Genomic DNA, 21,634 nt, shown 5'->3' with positions numbered 1-21,634 from the left:
CCAAACTTGCCCAGATAAAACCTCCTACGCACTTCCTTGAATCTTCTCATGCAGTGAAATCACGGTCTTACTTTTAACAGACGCATCAAAATGAGCCTCCTTAACGGCCAAGTACGCGGGATCACAGAAAAACTCATCCATCGATTTTTGATCAGGAAACTCTATCGTGAATACTCGATTGATCTTCTCATTCACTTTGGAAAGCAGCACCTCAGACACTCTGAAGTCATAGCCGAAAGCACCGCCATAGCGATTTAAAATCGGCATCATCCCGGCACGATATTGCTGGTACCTCTCATCATTGCTCACCCATAAACCCATAATTCGTTCAAACGCCATTAATCAACACCTCATTAAATAGACCGTCACACGCCAAATCATTCTGATGACATTAAACACCGCGAAAGAATCATCCCGACAAACGCGCCAATCAACAACCCCATTCCGTTTGCTGTCAAGTCTGCCCATTCGCCAAAGCGGTTCACGTAGGGTTGCACTAACTCAATTGCCCCACTCCAAAGAAAAAATACAAACATCAACTGAACCCTTTTTGCATACCCAACCAAAAACGCAGGGACCATCAGAAGACCGTAAGATATCAAATGATGAGCTTTATCATTTCCGGGCACATCGGGTAACTCAGGGATCGGGGTGAGTGATAAAAAGGTAATGGCCGCCAATATCAAAAGGGTAACTGGCAGCCACAAGCGGCGAACAAATACTTGGCTATTGACCAAAGCCGCTTTCATCTCGATCTCTCGAAGCCTTATAGTTTAGGTTCGATTAAGTCTTCTAATTTTCCTTGATCAACCGCAAATGCACGAATACCTTGCGCAAGTTTTTCAGTGGCCATTGCGTCTTCATTTTGCATCCAACGGAAGCTTTGTTCATTAAGGCTTAGTTTTTCCTGTGCTTCACCTGAATCGTCTGCCGACAGTCGACGTTCTAATTGGCCGTCGTCATTTCTCAATTGCTCCAAATAGTTTGGCCCAATGGTCAAATAATCACATCCTGCAAGCGCTTCAATTTCGCCTGTATTACGAAAACTCGCTCCCATCACAATGGTCTTATAGCCGTGTTGCTTATAGTAATTGTAGATGCGCGTTACTGACACCACACCAGGATCTTCCATCGCTGGATAGCTTTCTTTACCCGTACTGGCTTTATACCAATCAAGAATTCTTCCGACAAAAGGAGAGATCAAAAACACACCCGCTTCCGCACAAGCCACCGCTTGAGCAAAACTAAACAGCAATGTCAAATTGCAATTAATGCCTTCTTTTTCCAATTGTTCCGCCGCTTTAATTCCTTCCCACGTGGAGGCTATTTTTATCAAGATGCGTTCCTTCTCTACCCCTCTATCTTTATACAGCGCGATCAGCTTTCTGGCCTTTTCGAGAGTGGCTTGAGTATCAAACGATAATCGAGCATCAACCTCAGTGGAAACTCGTCCTGGAATGATTTTTAATATTTCACACCCGATATCCACACCAAAATTGTCAACAGCGTCGGTTAAATCGCCATTGGCACTGGCCACCGCTCGATCGATTATTTCCGCATAGTTAGGGTCCTGGGCCACCTTCAACAATAAACTTGGATTCGTGGTTGCGTCTTGAGGTTTGTATTCAGCAATTGCTGGTAGTTCGCCTGTATCTGCGACCACAACAGTCATATCTCGGAGTTGTTGTAACTTGTTCATGAGGATTGTTTAGTAATGAATGGGTTTACTCTGAGCCGACTCTATATGACATTTTGGACATAAAAATATAGCGTCTACATTCAAATATGTTCAAAAAAGTGGCACGGAAAAATGCGTGTATCGAAACACCGACTCTCGACATGTCATCGAGCGAATTAAGCGTGATTTTAACGCACAATTCGCTAGAATGATGCCTGTCGATGTTAATTGAATTGGTTATTTACTAGCTCGGCGTTACTTATCGATCAAAATATCATCTTGAGTAGCTGACGCTTTCTCGGTGGTGATTGCTTTTACAGCCTGAAACCCCTTAGGCAGTTTCCGTCCTCGCTTACCACGTTCTCCCATATAGCCGTCTAAATCTTGTCCTTTTAAACGCAGATATCTCTTTCCGGCGTGCACCAACACATGCTGACCTTTTTTGAAAATTGTAGCTCCAAGAACATACTCCTCACGTTCTTTAAGTAACTTAGCTGGGATATTAATCAATTTCACGCCCTTGCCCTTTGCCAACTCGGGAAGCTCGGTGACTGGATAAATGGTTAAGTAGCCCGCGGTGGTAACAACGGCGACAAAGTCGGTTTCCATACTATTCAAGGGCATAGGCGGTAATGCCTGAGCGCCTTTGGGAACGCTCAACGTGGCTTTGCCCTTTTTATTTTTAGTAATCATGTCCTCGATGGTACAGATAAAACCGTAGCCAGCATCACTGGCCATGACAAACTGATCGCTATTTTTACCCATAACCACCGACGTAAAGGATGCTCCCATCGGGGGTGTCAGATTACTGGTCAATGGTTCTCCCTGCCCCCTTGCAGATGGCAACTTATGCGCAGGCAGAGCGTAGGTTCGGCCAGTAGAATCCATTGGAATAAGAGGTTGGTTCGACTTCCCTCTGGCGGATGAAGCAAACCCATCACCAGACTTATAGTTAAGTTCTCTAGGGTTAATTTCATGACCCTTTGCAGCACGAATCCAACCCTGCTGCGACATGACCGCGGTAATAGCTTCACTTGGCACCAAATCACTGGCGTCAATTGCTTTTGCCACTTCACGCTCAACTAATGGGGAACGACGGGCATCGCCAAATTCTTCAGCGTCTTCTTTAAGTTCTTTCTTAACCAATGTTTTCAATCGGGCATCCGAGCTCAGAAGCAACTGCAGGCGGTCACGCTCTTTTTCCAGCTCTTCTTGCTCGCCACGAATCTTCATTTCCTCAAGCTTAGCTAAATGCCGCAACTTGAGCTCCAAAATAGCCTCAGCTTGGGTGTCAGATAAGTCAAAACGCGCCATTAACACAGGTTTTGGCTTATCGTTATTTCGAATGATCTCAATCACTTCATCAATATTTAGAAACGCCGCTAAATAGCCCTCCAAAATATGCAATCGAGCAACCACTTTGTCATAATGATACTGAAGGCGACGACGCACAGTCTGGATCCTAAAGGTAAGCCACTCCTTTAGCACCTCTCGTAAGTTGTAAACGTGAGGGCGACCATCTAGGCCGATCATATTCATATTTACGCGGTAATTTTTTTCCAGATCGGTCGTGGCAAACAAATGCCCCATAACGGAATCAACGTCAACTCTGTTTGAACGCGGCACGATCACCAATCGGATCGGGTTTTCCTGATCCGACTCATCTCTCAAATCGCTTACCATAGGCAATTTTTTGGCCTGCATTTGGGCCGCAATTTGCTCTAAAACTTTCGACCCAGAAGCTTGATACGGAAGCGCGTGAACTATGATATTTCCATCTTCTTTCGTAAACACAGCCCGCTGTTTAATAGACCCGTTTCCAGTATGGTACATATCCAAGATCTGAGCCCGTGGAGTCACAATCTCAGCCTCAGTTGCAAAGTCTGGCGCTTTAACCAACTCACATAAATCTTCTACGGTTGCTTTAGGGTTTTCTAGCAAATGAATACATGCATCCACTACCTCACGAACATTATGCGCCGGAATGTCGGTCGCCATTCCTACCGCAATCCCAGAGCCGCCATTCAATAAAATATTGGGCAGCCGCGCGGGCAAACTTTTGGGCTCTTTAATTGTGCCGTCAAAATTTGGCTGCCAATCACTCGTTCCCTGCCCCAGTTCTGACAGTAAACTCCGCGCATAGGGCGCTAACCGTGATTCAGTATATCGCATGGCCGCGAACGATTTGGGATCATCAGTCGACCCCCAATTGCCTTGCCCATCAACAAGCGGATAACGATAACTAAATGGCTGAGCCATTAATACCATTGCCTCGTAACAGGCACTGTCACCGTGAGGATGAAATTTACCAAGCACATCACCCACCGTCCGAGCGGACTTCTTATACTTAGCGGCATTATGTAGGCCAAGCTCTGACATCGCGTAGACGATGCGTCGTTGCACAGGCTTTAAACCGTCACCGACAAAAGGCAAAGCACGATCTAAAATTACGTACATCGAATAGTTCAAATAAGCTTGTTCAGCAAATTGAGCCAACGACTGCTGTTCGACGTGTTCGTTCATGAATTCTGGAAAATTAGTTGCACATTTTTATGTACGAAAGACTACTCAATCGTACCGTGAGTTACAACGGTATTTTGGTTCTAGGATGCAAAATCGAGTAACATTTAGACCCGATATCTTGTTTGCTATAATTGTTCTTAGCCTCACCTTAGTTAGAATGCTTAAATGACCGCCCCCACTGAACTTCTCTTCGACCTCGAGACCCTGATAAACTCTGCACAACCTCGACGTATTTTAATACTCGGCAATATTGATCCGGCGTTCCTAAATGACTACTGCGAACAAAAGAAAATACTTAACCAGGACTGCAATGTCACTCACATTGACGCGATAGACATTGATAGAATTTGGGAAATTAACGACCGCTTTGATGTCGGTCTAGCGCTCAACCTGTTTGAACATATCAACACAAGCAAGGGCTATCAGGTTCTCTCTCGCCTGCGCGATGTCCTCACCCCACAATACTGCGTTGCACTGCCCTTAAGTCATCAAGATGACAATTCTGATTGGCAACTGACCGACCTATTTAGCTTTGCGTTGAGCAAAGTGGCAGAGTACGAGCAGGACAAATCTGGCCTAACGCTTTTTAAATACAACATCGACGACTATAAAAAAACGCCCGACTGGCTAAACGCAGACAACTGGGCTAACCCTCAATTATGGGGGAAATACTGGTGGTAGCTTTGTTTTTTGGTATTACCAATTAATATTACCAAAACCAACTTTATTGTATTACAATGGCGCTGTAATACAAATGTAAAAATCAAGTGTACGGCTTAAAGACCGCGTGCTAACATCGCATTAATATGGTTCTTAAATTCTAGGGAATTCAAGAATCAGGCTTTACACAAACACTGTTGAAGACGCTCCTCTTCAACGTAAATTGAAAATAAACAGTAAGTCTCTGTACTGAACTTTAGTTCCATGAAAGCTACCGACATCAGCAACCCCGAATACTTTCATAAAGTAGTCGATTGTCAGTATGCGTGTCCTGCGCATACTCCCGTCCCAGAATATATTCGTCTTATAGGTAAACGCCGATACAGTGACGCCTATATGGTTAACTGGGAGTCCAATGTATTCCCAGGCGTTCTGGGCAGAACCTGTGACAGGCCCTGTGAACCGGCCTGCCGTCGCGGACGTGTCGATGAAGAGCCCGTTGCGATATGCCGGCTCAAGCGCGTGGCGGCCGACCATAAAGATGACGATGACGTGGCAGCTCGCATGCCACAAATACCGACTCAAAAAAACGGCAAGAGAGTTGCCTTAATAGGAGCTGGCCCAGCGTCGCTTACCGTTGCTCGAGACTTGATGCCATTGGGTTATGAAATAGACCTTTACGATGAAAACCCGAAAGGCGGTGGCTTTATGCGCAGCCAAATTCCATCGTTCAGGCTGCCAGAAGAAGTACTCGATCAAGAAGTTGATTATGTTTTGGACATGGGTGTTTCACAAATTTTCAACACCCGAGTGAACAGCCTTAAAAGCATCCTAGATAAAGAATACGACGCGATATTCGTCGGAACTGGCGCTCCCAAAGGCAAGGACCTAAGAATACCCGGTCGCGAAGAAGCCGATAACAACATTCACATCGGCATTAATTGGCTCGAAAGTGTTGCGTTTGAGCATACCGATGAAATAGGCAAGAAAGTGGTAATTGTCGGCGGCGGGAACACGGCCATGGATTGCTGCCGTACGGCTAAACGTATTGGCGGTAAAGACGTTACCGTCACGGTTCGATCCACCTACGAAACAATGAAGGCGTCGCCTTGGGAAAAAGACGACACCCTTGCTGAAGGCATCCCGATATTGGCCAATCACAGCCCAAAAGAATTTTTGGTTGAAGACGGTAAACTCGTTGGAATGACATTCAATGTCGTTGAATCAAGTTATGACGAAAAAGGCAAGCGCACTATTAAAGATACTGGCGAAATAGTGACCGTGGAATGCACAGACGCCATTATGGCGATTGGCCAAGACAATGCGTTCCCATGGATTGAAAAAGATATCGGCATTGAATTCGGTGACTGGGAATTACCGGTGGTTGACAAGCTAAGTTTTCAATCAACAAATAAAAAGGTATTTTTCGGCGGGGACGCCGCGTTCGGTCCAGAAAACATAATCACGGCGGTAGCACACGGTCACCAAGCGGCCATTTCGATCGACCTATTCCTTAAAGGCGAATCGGTTCATGACGACCGCCCAAGCCCTGGCACTAACTTAGTTAGCACAAAGATGGGAATCCATCAGTGGGCCTACGATAGCCAGGTAATCGATGATGACCGGCAAGCGTCTGCACACTTACCGGTGGAAAAAGCGCTATCGAGCCGCAAGATTGAGTCTGAGCTCGGCTTTTCCGCTGAGGTCGCTTTTACCGAGGCGGAACGCTGCCTCAATTGCGATGTTCAAACGGTGTTCATTGAAGAGAAGTGTATCGAGTGTGATGCCTGCACTGATATTTGCCCGACCAACTGCATCACCTTCACAGAGAATGACGGTTCCTCTCTTCGAGATCGTCTAACCGCTCCCAGCTTAAATCTTGAAACCGACCTTTACGTCTCAGAAGACTTAAACACCGGGCGAGCAATGATCAAAGACGAAGACGTGTGCCTACATTGTGGGTTATGCGCAGAGCGATGCCCGACCTCCGCATGGGATATGCAAAAATTTCTTTACACTGTGACTAAGGCTGGCGACCAACCGGCGCCCATTATGGTTGAACAAACCACCCCACGCAGTAAACGTTCGGAGGCCGTAGCATGAGCCTTTTAAACCCCAGCTCGACCAAAGCTCCAATTCAACTCGACAAAGTAGTTAATGACTTTGTCGTGAAATTCGCCAATGTTAATGGCTCTGGCTCAGCCAGCGCTAACAGCATGTTCGCTAAAGCCATTTTTCGCATGGGAATCCCGGTCAGCCCAAGGAATATTTTTCCTTCGAATATTCAAGGCGCACCAACGTGGTATGAAGTTCGCGTTTCAGAGCAAGGTTATTTAGGTCGTCGCGGTGGACAGGTTGAATTGATGGTGTCAGTGAACCCTCAAAGCATGGCTGAAGACGTAAACAGTGTTTGTCCAGGCGGCTATTTCTTTTATGACAATACCTACCCATTAGACTTCAAACTGATTCGTGACGACATTCATTATATTGGTTTGCCTTTAACCGAAATAACGAACGCCACGTTCAATGACCCAAGACGTCGACAACTGTTTAAAAACATCATTTACGTCGGCTCATTAGCGTATTTAATTGGAATCGAATTTGAGGCACTTGAAAGCATTGTAAATGACACATTCAAGGCCAAACCCAAACTGATAGAGCCCAATATTTTTGCTCTTCAACTAGGCTTTGATGAAGCCAAGGCGGCTTTCGACAAACCGCTCCCTTTGCAACTTGAACGTCGCGATAAAAACGACGGAAAAATCATGCTTGAAGGAAACGCGGCTTGCGGCCTGGGCGCCGTATATGGGGGTGCAACCGTTTGCGCCTGGTATCCGATCACACCCTCAACCTCAGTTGCAGAAGGTTTTGAGAAGTACGCTAAAAAATTACGCATTGACCCTGACACAGGAGAGAATAATTTCGCAATTATTCAGGCGGAAGATGAGCTTTCCGCGATTGGGATGGTTATCGGCGCTAACTGGAACGGCGCGCGATCATTTACCGCCACCAGCGGTCCCGGCGTTTCATTGATGCAGGAGTTTCTTGGTCTGGCTTACTTCGCGGAAATTCCGGCGGTATTAGTCGATGTTCAAAGAACAGGCCCATCGACCGGCATGCCCACCAGAACGCAACAATCGGACCTGCTTATATCGGCCTATGCATCGCACGGCGATACGAAGCAGGTGTGTCTGTTTCCAGCTACGCCGAAGGAGTGTTTCGAGCTAACGGCGGATGCATTCGATATTGCCGACCGCCTACAAACCCCAGTGATCATGCTCACTGATCTCGACTTGGGAATGAATGAACACATTTGCGAGGACTTAGAATGGGACGACTCTCGCCTGTATGACCGAGGTAAGGTCCTGTCTGCCAAAGACTTAGATGAAATCGGTCGCTTTGGGCGTTATTTAGACGTTGACGGCGATGGAATTACCAGCCGTACCATTCCAGGTGCGCATCCAGAAAAAGGTGCATTTTTTACACGAGGCACGTCACGTGATGAGTACGCCGTTTATACTGAAAAAGGCGAAGCCTATGAACGAAATATGGAACGCCTATTGGTTAAATGGAAAACGGCACCAGAGTACCTGCCTAAGCCGGTAGTCACTGCTCGAAATAACGATACCAAGATAGGCGTCGTTCATTATGGAACGAGCCTGGAGGCGACACACGAAGCTCTCGATCAACTCAAAGCGGCCGGCCATTCAGCAAATGACATCCGAATATTAGCGTTTCCTTTCAGCTCAGAAGTCTTAGACTTTATAGAACAACACGACGAAATATTTGTGATAGAGCAAAACAGAGATGCGCAAATGAAAACGCTGCTTGTTAACGAGCTAGAAATCGCACCACGGAGCTTGAAGTCCGTCCTTCAATTTAATGGAGACCCCATTAGTGCCAACTTTATCCGCACGTCAATGGAAGAAACCTTAAACACTAACGAAGCCGCTAAAACTGCTTAAAGACGGAATAGATTATGAGTTTTCTTAAACCAAACTTTCGCCATCCTGAATCTCCCAAAAACTCACTCGGCCTAACGACTAAAGCCTACGAGGGAGGAATTTCGACGCTGTGCGCCGGCTGTGGTCACGACTCGATCAGCACCGCGATCATGCAGGCTGTTTGGGGGCTGGATATCGAACCACACCGAGTCGCTAAGATGTCAGGCATTGGCTGCTCTTCAAAGTCTCCTAACTACTTCTTAAGTAAGGCGCATGGTTTTAACTCCGTACACGGCCGAATGCCCTCAGTAACGACAGGCGCTAACGTCGCAAACAGAGAACTTCTTTATATTGGCGTTTCCGGTGATGGTGATACCGCCTCTATCGGCATGGGGCAATTCGCTCATGTAATCCGAAGAAACCTCAACATGAGCTACATCGTTGAGAACAACGGCTGTTACGGGCTCACGAAGGGACAAGATTCAGCAACGGCAGACGAAGGCTCTAAATCCAAAAAAGGCAACGTGAATCCATTTGAATCGATTGATTTAGTGGCGTTAGCCTTGGAACTAGGTGCCACCTTTGTAGCACGTAGTTTTTCCGGAGATAAGGACCAACTTGTGCCACTTTTAAAAGCGGCTATGTCGCACAAGGGCTTCGCGCTGATTGACGTTGTTTCTCCTTGCGTCACGTTCAACAACCATGCTGGTTCCACCAAAAGTTACGACTACACTCGCGAACACGTAGAAGCTGGTTCAGTTGTCGACTTCGTGCCAACAGCTCAAGAAATCACGCTCGATCAAATAAAAGGCTCAACGCAAACCGTTGAACTTCATAATGGTGACTCTGTCAGATTAAGTAAGCTAGGTGAAAATTATGATCCAACCGATCGCACCAACGCAATAGAAGTCTTACACGAGCATAAGAACCGAAGCAAGCTTCTGACAGGCCTCATTTACATTGACCCAGAGTCCGACAACTTTCATGAAATCTTAAAGGTGCCTCAAAAGCCACTCAATCAGCTGAATGAAGACGTACTCTGCCCTGGTAACGCTGCCTTATCCACGATAAATTCGGGCTTAAAATAGCCTCTTTTAATCAGTAACAAGCCCATCCTTCTTTTTCTGCAAGGATGGGCGTTTAAAAAACCTATATTTAAAAACGTAGAACCGCTCGCCGTCAGTCAAGCAGTTTTTGCTTTAACTCTTTGAGTTGTTGAGCCAATCGATCAACCCTCTTGCTAGCACTTAAGTTTTTAACGTATTCTTTAAATGGCTTAGCGGGTACACCCGCGTACATTCCCGCTTTGGTGATGTTGTCCGTCACACCTGTTCTATGCACCAGCACCGCATCATCTGCGACCTGTAGGTGATCTAAAATTCCCACTTGCCCAGATGCCATCACTCTGCGCCCAATTTTCGTCGAACCAGCGATGCAAGCTTGTGACGCAAATAGCGTGCCATCACCAATCTGTACGTTGTGAGCAATATGACAGAGAGAGTCTAATTTCACGCCATTACCAATTCGAGTAGCGTTGTAGGTGCCTCGATCAATATTGCTATTAGCTCCAATTTGAACGTCGTCTCCAATTTCAACTCGGCCAGTGTGAGGAACACGGTGATACTGGCGTTCTTTGTCTTGCGCAAAGCCAAAGCCTTCGTTACCAATTATAACGCCAGAATGAATATTCACACGATCGCCAATCACGCAGCCATACCCCACATTTACCAATGAATTAATAACACAATCTTCGCCAATATTGACATCGTGCTCTATGACAGTCCCTGACCTTATTTGAGTGTTATTGCCGATCCTAACATTGGCGCCAATCACAGAATTGGGGCCCACTCGAACGTTACTCCCAAGCACCGCGCTTGAATGAACGACCGCACTCACGTGAATGTCATCCCACTCTGAATCACGGCAGTCATAGTCCTGGTAAAACTGTTTAATATGGGCCTGTGCTAAACGGACATGTTTAACGACTAAAACGCTAGAATAGTCTTGTTCAAGACATGAAGCGATCTCGCCATTGGTTACGATGACCGCGGGCGAGACTTCAGGCAATTGCGAAGGATCATCAACAAACACCAAACTCGAACCAGAAGCATCTTTAGCGCTGTCTATACGATCAAATTCAACGCAGCGATCGACGTGAGTCTCGATAAAATCTTCAAAACGTTCTATCAATTCTTGGACGGGAAAGGCCATTACATACCCCTTATTATCATTCTAAATTGAAGTATAGCTCAAACCCACAGAGCGCAACATTAGAGTGAAAAACATTTGGTCCGAGTTAACCATTCTCGGTGATAAAGATCACTTTACGACGAGCCCTTAGCCCTGAAGTAAACGTGGCCGTAAACATAGTCATAGAACATGACATTCTGAGAAGAAAGAAGTATTGGCAATATATGATCTAAGTGCCAAGGAGAATGAATGAGTATTAAAGAGCGTTGCGCTCACCCTACCAAAAGCACAGTGCAACGCCCTTTAAACAACCCAATTACAAATTACCCAACTGAGTGGAGAAACTATATCAGGTCTTTCGGCAATGTTTTCAATGACATTTTTTGCAGCCCATGACGTTTATTGTCAGGTTCTAAGTGCTTGATTTTCCCCCTTAATCACTCTTTTCTCTTATTTTTGTACACCGCTTCCAAAGTGTTCTCGCAATCATGGTCAACTATTGCCACCAACAAACGCGACTACAAGCCTAACGTTTTGAATCAAACGCCTCGTGAAGAATCACACTCAAGAGCCTCTTCTAAGACAGCATGAATACCATTCTCTTAGCGGCCTAGATCTAAACTAAGCCGCTGATCCTGACTAAGTGTCTACTTAGCCATGTTTTGATTACGTCTGTCTGCCTCTTCCCAATCTTTTGGTAACTTGCGCGAAACAACTAAAAAGCACAGCACTGAGGGAATAAACATCAAACATGTGACCGACATCGAATAACGGATTGATTCAAATTTGGAATAGTCGGCTTCAAAAACATCGGTTAGCCAACCGGCGAATGTGGGGCCGCCGCCAAGAGCGATCATATTAAGAATAAAGAAAAACAACGCAGTCGACATCGCTCTCATGTTGATGGGTGCCAACGTTTGAGCAATGGCAAAACTAGGGCCGAGGTACATCCCTAAGAAAAACAATAAAACAGTCGCGCACCCAAGATGTAGCCATACGGTTGGCACCCAAAGCGTGGCAATCCCGAGTGGAAGTGCAATACCTATGGCTATTGCTGGTACCCAGCCGTAAGCGCGGATATTCTTACTTCCCCACTTATCTGCTAATTTAGCTCCCAGATACGTCCCTCCTGCGTAAGTGGTACCGTTTATAATTCCAAGTGCGATCACTATCGTTTTAAAGCTAAAGTCCGGATCCAGCAAGACAAGATACTTAGTCTGAAAACCAGAAAATGCATATGAGACAAATGAGCCAAATGCGATCCCGAACGCCATGAACCACCAAGATGGAATTTTTAATAGCACCTTAAGCGACTCGATAAACGGCGGCTTGATCATTTCCTTATCGTCACCGAACTCCATTGCACCACGAGTTGGTTCGCGTAAAACTAACCTCACGACAATGGCCAGCGCAATTCCGGTCAGCCCTAAGAAGACAAAAATACGTCGCCAATCAACGTTCTCAGCATCCGTACCAATCAGGGCCGCCGTTGCGAAATACGCTGACATGATTCCCAGCGGGATTCCAATTGAATAGATACCGAGCGCACCAGCCCTTTCTTCTTTCGCGTACAAGTCAGAAATAATGGAATGCGAAGGTGGACTACCGCCTGCCTCACCAATGCCAACGCCCATTCGAGCAAAGCCAATTTGAACAAAGTTTGTTGCTAGACCCGTTAACGCGGTAAAACCGCTCCATGTGGCTAAAGCAATAGAGAGGATGTTTACGCGGCTGTACCTGTCCGCCAACCAAGCGATCGGAATTGCCACACAGGTATACAAAGTGGCAAACAACAAGCCAATCAATAAGCCCAACTGAGTGTTCGTCAGTCCAAGGTCCTTCTGAATAAACGGTGCTAAAATCCCAACAATTTGACGGTCAATGAAATTAAAACCGTACACAATGGTAAGCAATACAAGTACCACACTACGATACCTGGTTTTCGACGCATTCTGGTTTGGCATGATTCTCCTTTGGGTGATTATTTTTATTCGATTTTTTATGTAAGCGGAACTTTCTTTGCAGTTGAGACGTTCAAACGTCGATATACCCTTTTGTTGTGGCAATCGTAAGCATTGCCTTTTGTCAGCACAACGTGCCAACAACTCATTATTTAAAGGCCAGAGTCATTAAGTTGATTCTGGCCGTACGACACTTATTACAATCTGTTCGACGATTCAGTCTCCGTCTCTAAAACTGGGTTGCAAATGCGTCGGCGATTATTTGCTGCCCACTGTCATTTGGATGCACTCCGTCAGCTATCGTCTGAGCACCAGAGCCCAACATCCCTCGAACAGGCGCGATGCGCGCACCTTGCAAACCTCGGATTCCCTGACTGATTTGTTCCGCGCGCCGGTTTTCCGAACTCGATCGAGTGATCGGTGGCAGCGTTCCAACAACAGCAATCACATTATTTCTTTGGGCGATATCAACCATCGCCTGCAAATTCGCAACTGCGCCATCCACAGACCCTCGGATAGCGTCATTCGTACCCATTAAGATAAACACATGACTGGGGTTATTCTGAGTGATCAAACTCTCGATATTTGCCAACCCAAACGACGTTTGTTCATCTGTAACACTGGTGTTCTCGATATCTCGGCCGATTAAACCGGCAAGGCGAGGGGGCCATGGGCTGGCTATCCCAAATCCATTTCCAATGCTATCGCCTATCGCAATAACCTTTTGAGTAGGACCGTCAACTGGCGTCTCTGGTGCCTGCTGACCACCGCTATTAGAACTACCACCGCCACACGCGGCTAAAAAAATGAGGCTGCAATAAAAAAAACACAGATGAAGCACTTTTGTAAACATTAAAAATCCAGAATAAGTCAACGAAATAAACAAGCATAATACAGCAGTACAAACCGAAATATGCACAACTAATATTTCAACCGCCTACTGAGCAACTGTTTAAGTACCCAACTACTAAAAACACTTCCAATTACAGTATAACCATAAAAGAACTGACTCCTGCGCAGCCTATTCAATGCGGGCTATGAACTTCGCTCACTCCGCTTTCTGTAAGCGAGCCACATCTTAAGTGACCACTCCTTCATAAATGATCCCGCTAGAAGCCGCCTCATATCCATTGATAGTTAATGGATTTTTGTCTATTATTTTGCAAGAGGGGTAAGTTTGCGAATCTACAACCTGTGCTTTGCGAGTTTATCGAGACATTGGTCGCAAGAGGCTTTCAAATAGCGTCTAAAGGCCTAAGGAGGAGGATAGTTCCAATATGGGATTGATGCCCTTTGGTTCGCCTTGCTTGCGTTTTATGCGCACATTTCGCGCAGCATACCCAATGGCTCCAAATGTTCACCCAGCTCATTCTCACCGTTGGCAATGACAAACAAGCTGGTCCCTTTAACACTGACGACCTCCCTATAGATTGTCAGTATGTCTGTTCCTGTGGCTGGTTTGTTTCTCTAATAAGGGTTACCAAAACGGTAATCCACCACCACAAACTTGGAGATGACATAATGACTCAACGAAAACGTATTGCACTGTGTTTTTCACTGGTAAGCAGCACCTTACTAACTCTAACGACACCACACACCGCGATCGGCCATGGGCTAATGACCGAACCGCCATCACGAAATGCAACTTGCGGCTTACCTGATGATCAAAAGCCTCATAATGCAACGATTCCAGCCTGCGTTGACGCCTTTGCGCAAGATCAAAATGGAGGGTATCAGTTCATGAGTGTGCTCACCCACGATGTGGGCAGACAAGGAGTGACTCCGTTACCGAATAATGTGTGCGGTTTTGATAGTGAAACCTGGGACAATAATAATAATGGCAACACCACACCGTGGGACCTTCCTCTTGACTGGCCTACCACGCCAGTAGCCGCAGGCCCCTTTGATATCACCTGGAACATCTCATGGGGACCTCATTTCGATGATACCGAAGAGTTCGTATACTACATCACCAAACCTGGTTTCCAATATCAAGTCGGAACACCGCTGACGTGGAGCGACTTCGAAGCAACGCCTTTTTGCAAACAGTTGTATGATGACAGCGCGCCACTGGCAAATACGAACGTGGTTCCCGACAAAGGCGCCACTACTTTCAAAACCTCTTGCCAGCTACCGAGCAGAACCGGGCGACATGTAATCTACGGCGAATGGGGGCGAAATTTTTTTACGTTTGAACGTTTTCATGGCTGTATAGATGTGAACTTCAGTGGCGGCGGATCAAATCAACCCCCAGTGGCCGACTCGCAATCCGTAGAGCTGGACAAAAACACCTCTGCCACCATTGCCTTAAGCGCAAGCGATGCCGATGGAAGCATAGATTCGTTCACCATCACGAGCAACCCTCAACATGGGACACTAACTGGCACAGGCGCGTCTCGCAGCTACACGCCCAACGCTGACTTCTTTGGCAGCGACTCCTTCACCTTTACCGCCAGAGATAATGATGGTGCGATCTCCAGCGCTGCCACGGTGTCCATTACAGTCAATGATGAGGGCGGCACCGGACCCACCAATCAAGCACCGATTGCCGACTTCGCCTACGCCGCTAACAACCTGGCTGTTAGTTTCGCCGGCGGTGTTTCGTCCGACCCCGACAATGGCCCAAGCGCTCTCTCATACATCTGGGATTTTGGCGATGGTTTTTCTTCCTCAGACGTCGGTCCGGTTCATACTTACGCTCAAGCAGGCTCTTATCAAGTCACGCTGACCGTTAGCGACGGTGATTTAACTGATGCAACGACAAAGCAGGTTGTGGTTAATGACCCCAGTACCGGTAATACTAGTTGCAGCTACGTAATCGCGAACCAATGGAATACTGGATTTGTAGCCGAAATAGTCATCTCCAACAATGGCACGACTCCGATCAATGGTTGGGAGGTGTCTTGGAGCTATACCGATGGCAGCTCGGTTAGCAGTGGATGGAACAGTGTACTCACCGGATCTGGGTCTGGACCGTACTCTGCCACTAACTTGGCGTGGAACAGCACGATTCAACCTGGTGCATCGGTCGCATTTGGGTTTCAAGGAAGCCATACAGGCTCTGCAAGTATCGTTACGGTCAACGGCGCGGTGTGTAACTAACAGAGAGTCGTCCCTTTAATCTTCTCGAAGAGCCTCGTTTTAACGAGGCTCTTTTTAGTACAGAATAGATGAAAGCAACGTTCTTACTGCTGAATCTGACTCTTCGCAAGAAAAAAAATCCCGGTATCTAGGTCAAAAATCAGTTCGCCAACGCAGTCATATTTGGCATAGTAGAGTCCATCATTAAAATACTGATAATCACCGGACTCTGCCACACGGCTTTTTGAATTTCCCGCAGAGCCGGCAAAGGCGAAAAAGTGTTATGAAAAAATTCACTCTGTTTTTGATTCACGGCATCGGCATCCACAGGAGTGCAGGGTGGGCAGAAGCAACAATAGATCTGATGCAAACAGCTTGGGCGAGATCGGTCAATCTATCAGGCCCCATGCTCGATTACGTGACTATCGTTCCGATCACCTATGACGAGGTATTTGAAAGTTACCTAAATGACTTTTCTGACGTTTCAAGCGCGGTGCTCAGTGACGCCTTAGAGTTAAGTTCAGAGCAACGCGCTTCAATCAATAAATCAATCGACGAGCTGAAGTCATCCCCCGAGGCAAACGATAAGCATTTTATTTTTTCCTATATCTTTGATGTATTACTCTACAAAATGGCATTGGTAAAAGAACAAGTAAATGTGGTGGTTGCCAAACAGCTCTACGAGCACATTTCAGCGCTAGGCACTCAAGATAGCTTTGGAATCGTCGCTCATTCTTTAGGAACGCGCGTGATCAACGATACGCTTCAGAACATTCGTAGTGGTAACGCCAATGAAGCAAATTTCTATAAACAAGGTTATAGATTGAAATTTCTAATGCAGATTTCAGATGTCACTGATTTATTTGGCTTGCCCTTCAAACAAGACAAGTATCCACCCAAAGACGTCTACTCATACGACACCTATGACTACCTAAGAACGGTTACCAATCGCTTTGACCCCATTGCCAGGATCATTCCAACTCGCTTGGATCATTGGCCGAAAGGAAGATTAAATGAAGAGTATTTAGGACGACCTGCCTATAAGGACATTCTTCTTGACCATGTTCACGAGGTTAATGTCCATGGCTTAACTCACTATATGTTGCACCCAGAAATAACCGATGAAATCTTCGAGCTGTGTGGGTTTGGTCGTCGACTGATTGATCGTAACTCCAGACGTGCGAGTTTTCCGCCACTAGGCCCGTCGGTTAACCCGTCATTAAAAGTGGCTCTGGAAAACCTGATGCTGGACACCTTCGGTTTGGCCAATGACACATGGCAAACCTACATCAACCTAGTCATCAAGCACGGTGAGTTTGAAGGACACTACTCTCACGATGGCGAGCACAATGGCGAGCACAATGGCAAGCACGACCATATCGCTTAATCGCGAATTTCAAGTAAGAATAGAAATGATCATGAAAATCAAAATATTATTTCTCCTATTGGCGTTTCATTATTCAATAGCATTGGCCCAAGATAATGACAATGAACGCTTTATAACAAAGCTGACCGTACTCGACGCTAACGAAAAAGTAAGCCAACACCTGTTTAATAGTGTCATTCCAAAATTTGACGGCGCAGAGATCATGTCATTGGTCGAACAGGCCAACTTGCAATTAAAGCAAGCGGAAGAAAATGGTTTTAAACACCTTCAACCAACCATCGCACCGATGCTGGCACTGGGAAATCAAGCGTCATGCTCTGCCATCAATAGCGAGGCGTGCCCGGACTCAAGGGCCACTATTGAACGTATAAACAGATTGATTAACCGCGACGCCGGTACTGGGGTCATTACGTTAGCCACCAATCAAGGTGCCCAGACCATTAAGTTGTTTGAAAGCATCGTCGAACCGCATTGTTCCGACTCCCCATCACTCCAGTGTGCTATGGCCGTTAACGTAGCGAAAAATCTATGGGAAATTTCAGGCCTTTACAGAGCAATAGCAAACACGCTAAACCAAAAAGATAAACTGACAAGTACCGCTAAACTGACCTTGCTAGATCAACAATGGCGGTCTTATAAAAATGACACGATCAAATTGTGGCCGCAAGAAGTGCTTCTGTCATCGCTAACCTTTCGCCCAAATGAGCGAGGTTTTAGCCCACCGCCCAACTATAAAATACTATCGTTGCGGCCTTCGCTCGGCCTGAGCTATTTATCTGATGCAAGCCCTGATTTCAGCCCGACTATCAATGTTGATTTGATAGGAATCTATTGGTGGAAATATCACGGTTCTAAAGCGAGTAAAGGTCGAGGAATAGCCGCCAGCTTAGTCTGGAACGGCGATGATACAGCGTACGGCTTAACGTACCATCACAACCCGAAATGGTCTGCGACTCTCGCCCGTTCTAACGAAAATAAAGTCGTCTTTTCCGTTAGCTTTCAACTGGCCTATTGGCTTCTTAAATAACCTAGCCGACCTGAAAACGCATACAGTTAGATGCTAACGATAAGCTCGGCACGATTATTTTTCCAGCGAAATGGCAGGACGTAACACCGAGAACTTAATGCGTACTGGCTAGGGTCTAACGCTCCACTGAGAACCCTGGGCGTTGATATGTGAAAATCTGAGCCCAGTTGACGACGCGCGTTACCGGCAATGGTATTTGCTACTTCGCCGACTAGATCCTCTTTAAATCGATCCCCAAAGTCAGACTCTCCGTGCCCAAGCAAAATGAACTTCAACATAGCGCTCTTCGCAGTAACAAAAATATATCCCGAACTATAACCAGACACCGATATAACACCAGAGTAATCCAACCCTATTGTCTGATTGGTCCTTAGAAGATACGGAGCGCCTATTTCCAATGTGCCTTTCTCTCCAGTAATTGACACATCTAAATGATCAAAATAGCGAGTGAGTGCGTCAATAAAGACGTCTATGTGTTTTCTCTCCATTATGAAAGCTCTATGTCTATAATCCGTTCGATCGCAGAGCTAAGCTCATGTTCTGTAAAGGGCTTACATAAGAAACCATTGGCTCCATAACTTAACGCGGAAATCGCCGTCGCTTTATCAGCAAGGGCCGAAACCACCAATATATGCGTGCTGGGTGCAATTCCGATGATTTGCTGAATGGCTTCTACGCCACCCATCTTTGGCATCGTCAAATCCATGGTAATCACATCTGGTTTCTCAGATATAACCAGCTCGATGGCTTGAACCCCGTTTTCAGCTCGAAGCACGCCATTGAACTTGGCCAAAAGCGTTCGATTTATTTTGTTTCGAATAACCAAGGAGTCATCCACTATCATTAGCTTCATGAAATCGGTCCGTGCTAGCTGGCCTTTTGAGTGACCACAGGGTCATCGCCATAGTCACTTAAGGTAAAGTCGATAATAAATTGAGTGAACTCGTTCTCAACAGAACGAATCTTTAAGTTACCTTCCAATTGTTTAACTTGCTGCCACACCAATGGCAAACCGACTCCTCGACCAGAAAGTTGATCTGTTTCTTTGCTGGTTGAGATAGCATCTTTAAACGCGCATCGAATCAACGCAGTCTTACCGAGTGTTTTCGCTTGCTTTTTGGTCAACACTGACTTACTCACCAACTCAGCACGAATGCCATCAAAATCAAAACCACGCCCATCGTCCTCAAACAGGAATCGATAGTTTCCGCGCTTATCATTACTTAGAGAAACAGAGATTCGTCCGTGATTAGGCTTCTTAAGATTTTCTCTAGTCGCTTTGCTCTCAATGCCATGGGCAATCGAATTTCGAACCAATTGGACCGCCACTGGATAAAGTATTTCATTTAGCTGAGGGGCAACGGGTTTAGTAAAACCTCTTAACATTAAATCAACGGCTAGCCCCTGAGATTCAGCAGACCGTTTAACAAAATCGCTTAATGCATACCACTTACTGTTCTCCTCAACCCGTCCAATTGAGGAAATGCTCTCGTCACCTGAGGCAATTTTTGCTAACCGACGATCGCCCCCATAGCTGGCCAGTTTCTCACGAAGTTCGCTGACCATTTCTAAGTCATCATAGTGAGCCTTTAACTGCATCGTCAACGGCAAAAGGTCCTGCCCATTCAAGTCTGCGCGCCGAGACTTAACCTTCAGGCGATCTATGGTTTCCTCAAAAAGGTGATGTTTGTCCGCTACCCACTCGAAATTGAGCGCCAGCGCATTCCCTTTAAGCTTATGTGTTTCTCTGGCAATGCGGCTGAGTATTTTTTCGTAGTTGTCTTTTACGTACTTAGAATCTTTAAGCAAGGCATTGATCCGATCATAACCCGCCGCGCTTTCCTCTACGAATGCCTCAAGGTCTTGCGCAGGCATCGGCAAAATTTGCGTTAACAACCCCATTTGCTGTTCCAGTTCGTTTGCGTTTTCTTGATCCTGAGCTTCCAATAGTATGGAGGCTGTCACGTCTTTAACCGACACCAATATGCTCGTTTGGCCATCACCTTGATCCAGCTTCGCAAATGAAAAGTCCAAGTACTTCTTGACCGTTTCCCCACTTTCCAAGCTGATGGCTGCCTCAACACGTTTCAGTGGGTTAACGTCAGCAATTAACTCAGGATCGATATGTTTGCGGTGAAAAAGTTGCACGAAATTCAATGCGGTCTCTACTGTATTTTTAGAAAAGTAGCGGACCAAGAAGCGATCAAAACGCCGTCCAGCTACACGTTCTGTCGCAAATATTTCCTCTAACTGCTTAGAGTGTTGCCCACTCATGACGAGATTTTCATCCAAAAGAAATACCGCTTCACTAATGGTGCCGAGGATTTGATCAGATTCATGTTGCTTTATCTGTATCTCTTTATCTCGGCCACGCAGCTGACCAAGAAAGTGAAACAAGATGATAAAAAAATTGACTGTTGCTAAAGAAATACCAATCACTTGCGCTTGCCGCAACAACGAGGTTTGCCGCTCCGCGCTATCGGCAAAATACTGAGTGAGTTCATCCATATGGCGAAACATCTGCTCGTTATTGTTCGCAATAAATAGCGACGCAGGTCGAATTTCGTCATCGGTAATCAGAGTATCAACCATCAGGGGATTAATCGCCGCCTCAAACTGCTCCCAAAGCAGGTTTGCCTTCAACAAGATGGCTCTACCGTCATCTGAGCTCACCGCATCAAAGTGAATCGGCCTACCGGTGTCAGCAGACTCAAGTGTTCCACCATCATTAAAAACGTCGAGCGTCTTCCCAAAAGTATTGAAATGCTCACGTAGCTCATCAAGTCCTGACTGATAAACCCATTGCTGTAGTTTTTGCGCCTTAATGTATAGCGTTGCTTTTGACATTTGCTGTGTCAAGGTTCGCTGACGACCCGCTAAGTTAATGCGTTCAGCTTGTTCTGCGATTTTCCCAGAAGTGTAAAAGTTTAGGACTAGAACCCCTAAATCAAACACTAGAAAGAAGGCGATTGATACCACCAAAAAGCGGTATTTTCCAAATAGAGAGTTAAACATTTATTACCCAGTAATTACTAAAGTGAAGTCAATCACCCCAGCCCATGGCGGTAATGTACGTTTGAAAAATGACAAATTAATGACATCATGCTGTGAACGAATTTGAATTGTCATTGTGTACAATAACGTGCAACATTAACGTCACTTGCCGTGTCTTAAGTTATCAAT

Annotated in this window: 17 protein-coding genes; 7 read left to right on the top strand and 10 right to left on the bottom strand. The window is 46.0% G+C overall.

The window, feature by feature from the left end; translation table 11 throughout:
* Window positions 1-24 precede the first annotated feature (24 nt).
* The 4 genes from ABWW54_RS17180 to parC all read right to left on the bottom strand — a co-directional run bounded on the left by ABWW54_RS17180 (window position 25) and on the right by parC (window position 4,201).
* Window positions 25-339: a DUF1330 domain-containing protein gene (locus tag ABWW54_RS17180; protein WP_353414038.1), complete on the bottom strand. Its 315-nt coding sequence runs from the start codon at window positions 337-339 to the stop codon at window positions 25-27.
* 38 nt (window positions 340-377) lie between these two features.
* Window positions 378-749 carry a VanZ family protein gene (locus tag ABWW54_RS17175; RefSeq protein ID WP_353414037.1) on the bottom strand — a complete coding sequence of 124 codons (372 nt, stop codon included), beginning with the start codon at window positions 747-749 and terminating at the stop codon, window positions 378-380.
* A 17-nt stretch (window positions 750-766) separates the two neighbouring features.
* Window positions 767-1,699 (bottom strand): transaldolase, encoded by a 933-nt coding sequence (gene tal, locus ABWW54_RS17170; RefSeq protein ID WP_353414036.1) that lies wholly within the window; start codon window positions 1,697-1,699, stop codon window positions 767-769.
* Window positions 1,700-1,933: 234 nt separating this feature from the next.
* Window positions 1,934-4,201, bottom strand: coding sequence for a DNA topoisomerase IV subunit A (gene parC, locus ABWW54_RS17165; protein ID WP_353414035.1), 2,268 nt, complete (start codon window positions 4,199-4,201; stop codon window positions 1,934-1,936).
* A gap of 165 nt (window positions 4,202-4,366) precedes the next feature.
* Between parC and ABWW54_RS17160 the strand changes: the two genes are divergently transcribed.
* The 4 genes from ABWW54_RS17160 to ABWW54_RS17145 all read left to right on the top strand — a co-directional run bounded on the left by ABWW54_RS17160 (window position 4,367) and on the right by ABWW54_RS17145 (window position 9,893).
* The gene (locus tag ABWW54_RS17160) at window positions 4,367-4,882 is read left to right on the top strand and encodes a DUF6231 family protein (protein WP_353414033.1); all 516 of its coding nucleotides are present in this window, start codon (window positions 4,367-4,369) and stop codon (window positions 4,880-4,882) included.
* 243 nt (window positions 4,883-5,125) lie between these two features.
* Window positions 5,126-6,964: an FAD-dependent oxidoreductase gene (locus tag ABWW54_RS17155; RefSeq protein WP_353414032.1), complete on the top strand. Its 1,839-nt coding sequence runs from the start codon at window positions 5,126-5,128 to the stop codon at window positions 6,962-6,964.
* Window positions 6,961-8,826, top strand: a complete 1,866-nt coding sequence (locus ABWW54_RS17150) for a 2-oxoacid:acceptor oxidoreductase subunit alpha (RefSeq protein WP_353414030.1) — start codon at window positions 6,961-6,963, stop codon at window positions 8,824-8,826. The genes ABWW54_RS17155 and ABWW54_RS17150 overlap by 4 nt, the downstream gene beginning before the upstream one ends.
* 14 nt (window positions 8,827-8,840) lie before the next feature.
* Complete coding sequence (locus ABWW54_RS17145) at window positions 8,841-9,893, top strand: 2-oxoacid:ferredoxin oxidoreductase subunit beta (RefSeq protein ID WP_353414028.1); 1,053 nt, start codon at window positions 8,841-8,843, stop codon at window positions 9,891-9,893.
* Window positions 9,894-9,984: 91 nt separating this feature from the next.
* On the opposite strand, the gene lpxD is transcribed toward ABWW54_RS17145, so the two are convergent.
* The 3 genes from lpxD to ABWW54_RS17130 all read right to left on the bottom strand — a co-directional run bounded on the left by lpxD (window position 9,985) and on the right by ABWW54_RS17130 (window position 13,809).
* Window positions 9,985-11,016: a UDP-3-O-(3-hydroxymyristoyl)glucosamine N-acyltransferase gene (gene lpxD, locus ABWW54_RS17140; protein WP_353414027.1), complete on the bottom strand. Its 1,032-nt coding sequence runs from the start codon at window positions 11,014-11,016 to the stop codon at window positions 9,985-9,987.
* Window positions 11,017-11,642: 626 nt separating this feature from the next.
* Window positions 11,643-12,959, bottom strand: a complete 1,317-nt coding sequence (locus ABWW54_RS17135; protein WP_353414025.1) for a spinster family MFS transporter — start codon at window positions 12,957-12,959, stop codon at window positions 11,643-11,645.
* A 226-nt stretch (window positions 12,960-13,185) separates the two neighbouring features.
* Window positions 13,186-13,809 carry an SGNH/GDSL hydrolase family protein gene (locus tag ABWW54_RS17130; RefSeq protein ID WP_353414024.1) on the bottom strand — a complete coding sequence of 208 codons (624 nt, stop codon included), beginning with the start codon at window positions 13,807-13,809 and terminating at the stop codon, window positions 13,186-13,188.
* A 668-nt stretch (window positions 13,810-14,477) separates the two neighbouring features.
* On the opposite strand from ABWW54_RS17130, the gene ABWW54_RS17125 reads away from it, so the two are divergent.
* From ABWW54_RS17125 to ABWW54_RS17115, 3 genes are all read left to right on the top strand, one after another.
* Complete coding sequence (locus ABWW54_RS17125) at window positions 14,478-16,058, top strand: lytic polysaccharide monooxygenase (protein ID WP_353414022.1); 1,581 nt, start codon at window positions 14,478-14,480, stop codon at window positions 16,056-16,058.
* Window positions 16,059-16,320: 262 nt separating this feature from the next.
* Window positions 16,321-17,424: a hypothetical protein gene (locus ABWW54_RS17120; protein WP_353414021.1), complete on the top strand. Its 1,104-nt coding sequence runs from the start codon at window positions 16,321-16,323 to the stop codon at window positions 17,422-17,424.
* Between the two features lie 31 nt (window positions 17,425-17,455).
* Window positions 17,456-18,451 (top strand): hypothetical protein, encoded by a 996-nt coding sequence (locus ABWW54_RS17115; protein ID WP_353414020.1) that lies wholly within the window; start codon window positions 17,456-17,458, stop codon window positions 18,449-18,451.
* A gap of 26 nt (window positions 18,452-18,477) precedes the next feature.
* On the opposite strand, the gene ABWW54_RS17110 is transcribed toward ABWW54_RS17115, so the two are convergent.
* From ABWW54_RS17110 to ABWW54_RS17100, 3 genes are read right to left on the bottom strand one after another with little or no spacing between them, the layout of a single operon-like run.
* Entirely contained in the window at window positions 18,478-18,939 is a 462-nt protein-coding gene (locus tag ABWW54_RS17110) for a chemotaxis protein CheX (RefSeq protein WP_353414019.1), read from the bottom strand.
* Entirely contained in the window at window positions 18,939-19,304 is a 366-nt protein-coding gene (locus ABWW54_RS17105; RefSeq protein WP_353414017.1) for a response regulator, read from the bottom strand. The genes ABWW54_RS17110 and ABWW54_RS17105 overlap by 1 nt, the downstream gene beginning before the upstream one ends.
* A gap of 14 nt (window positions 19,305-19,318) precedes the next feature.
* Entirely contained in the window at window positions 19,319-21,466 is a 2,148-nt protein-coding gene (locus ABWW54_RS17100; protein WP_353414016.1) for an ATP-binding protein, read from the bottom strand.
* Window positions 21,467-21,634 lie beyond the last annotated feature (168 nt).

The sequence above is a fragment of the Arenicella sp. 4NH20-0111 genome (assembly GCF_040366405.1).
In the GTDB taxonomy this organism is placed as follows: Bacteria; Pseudomonadota; Gammaproteobacteria; order Arenicellales; family Arenicellaceae; genus Arenicella.
This window is presented reverse-complemented; position numbering and strand designations above follow the sequence as displayed.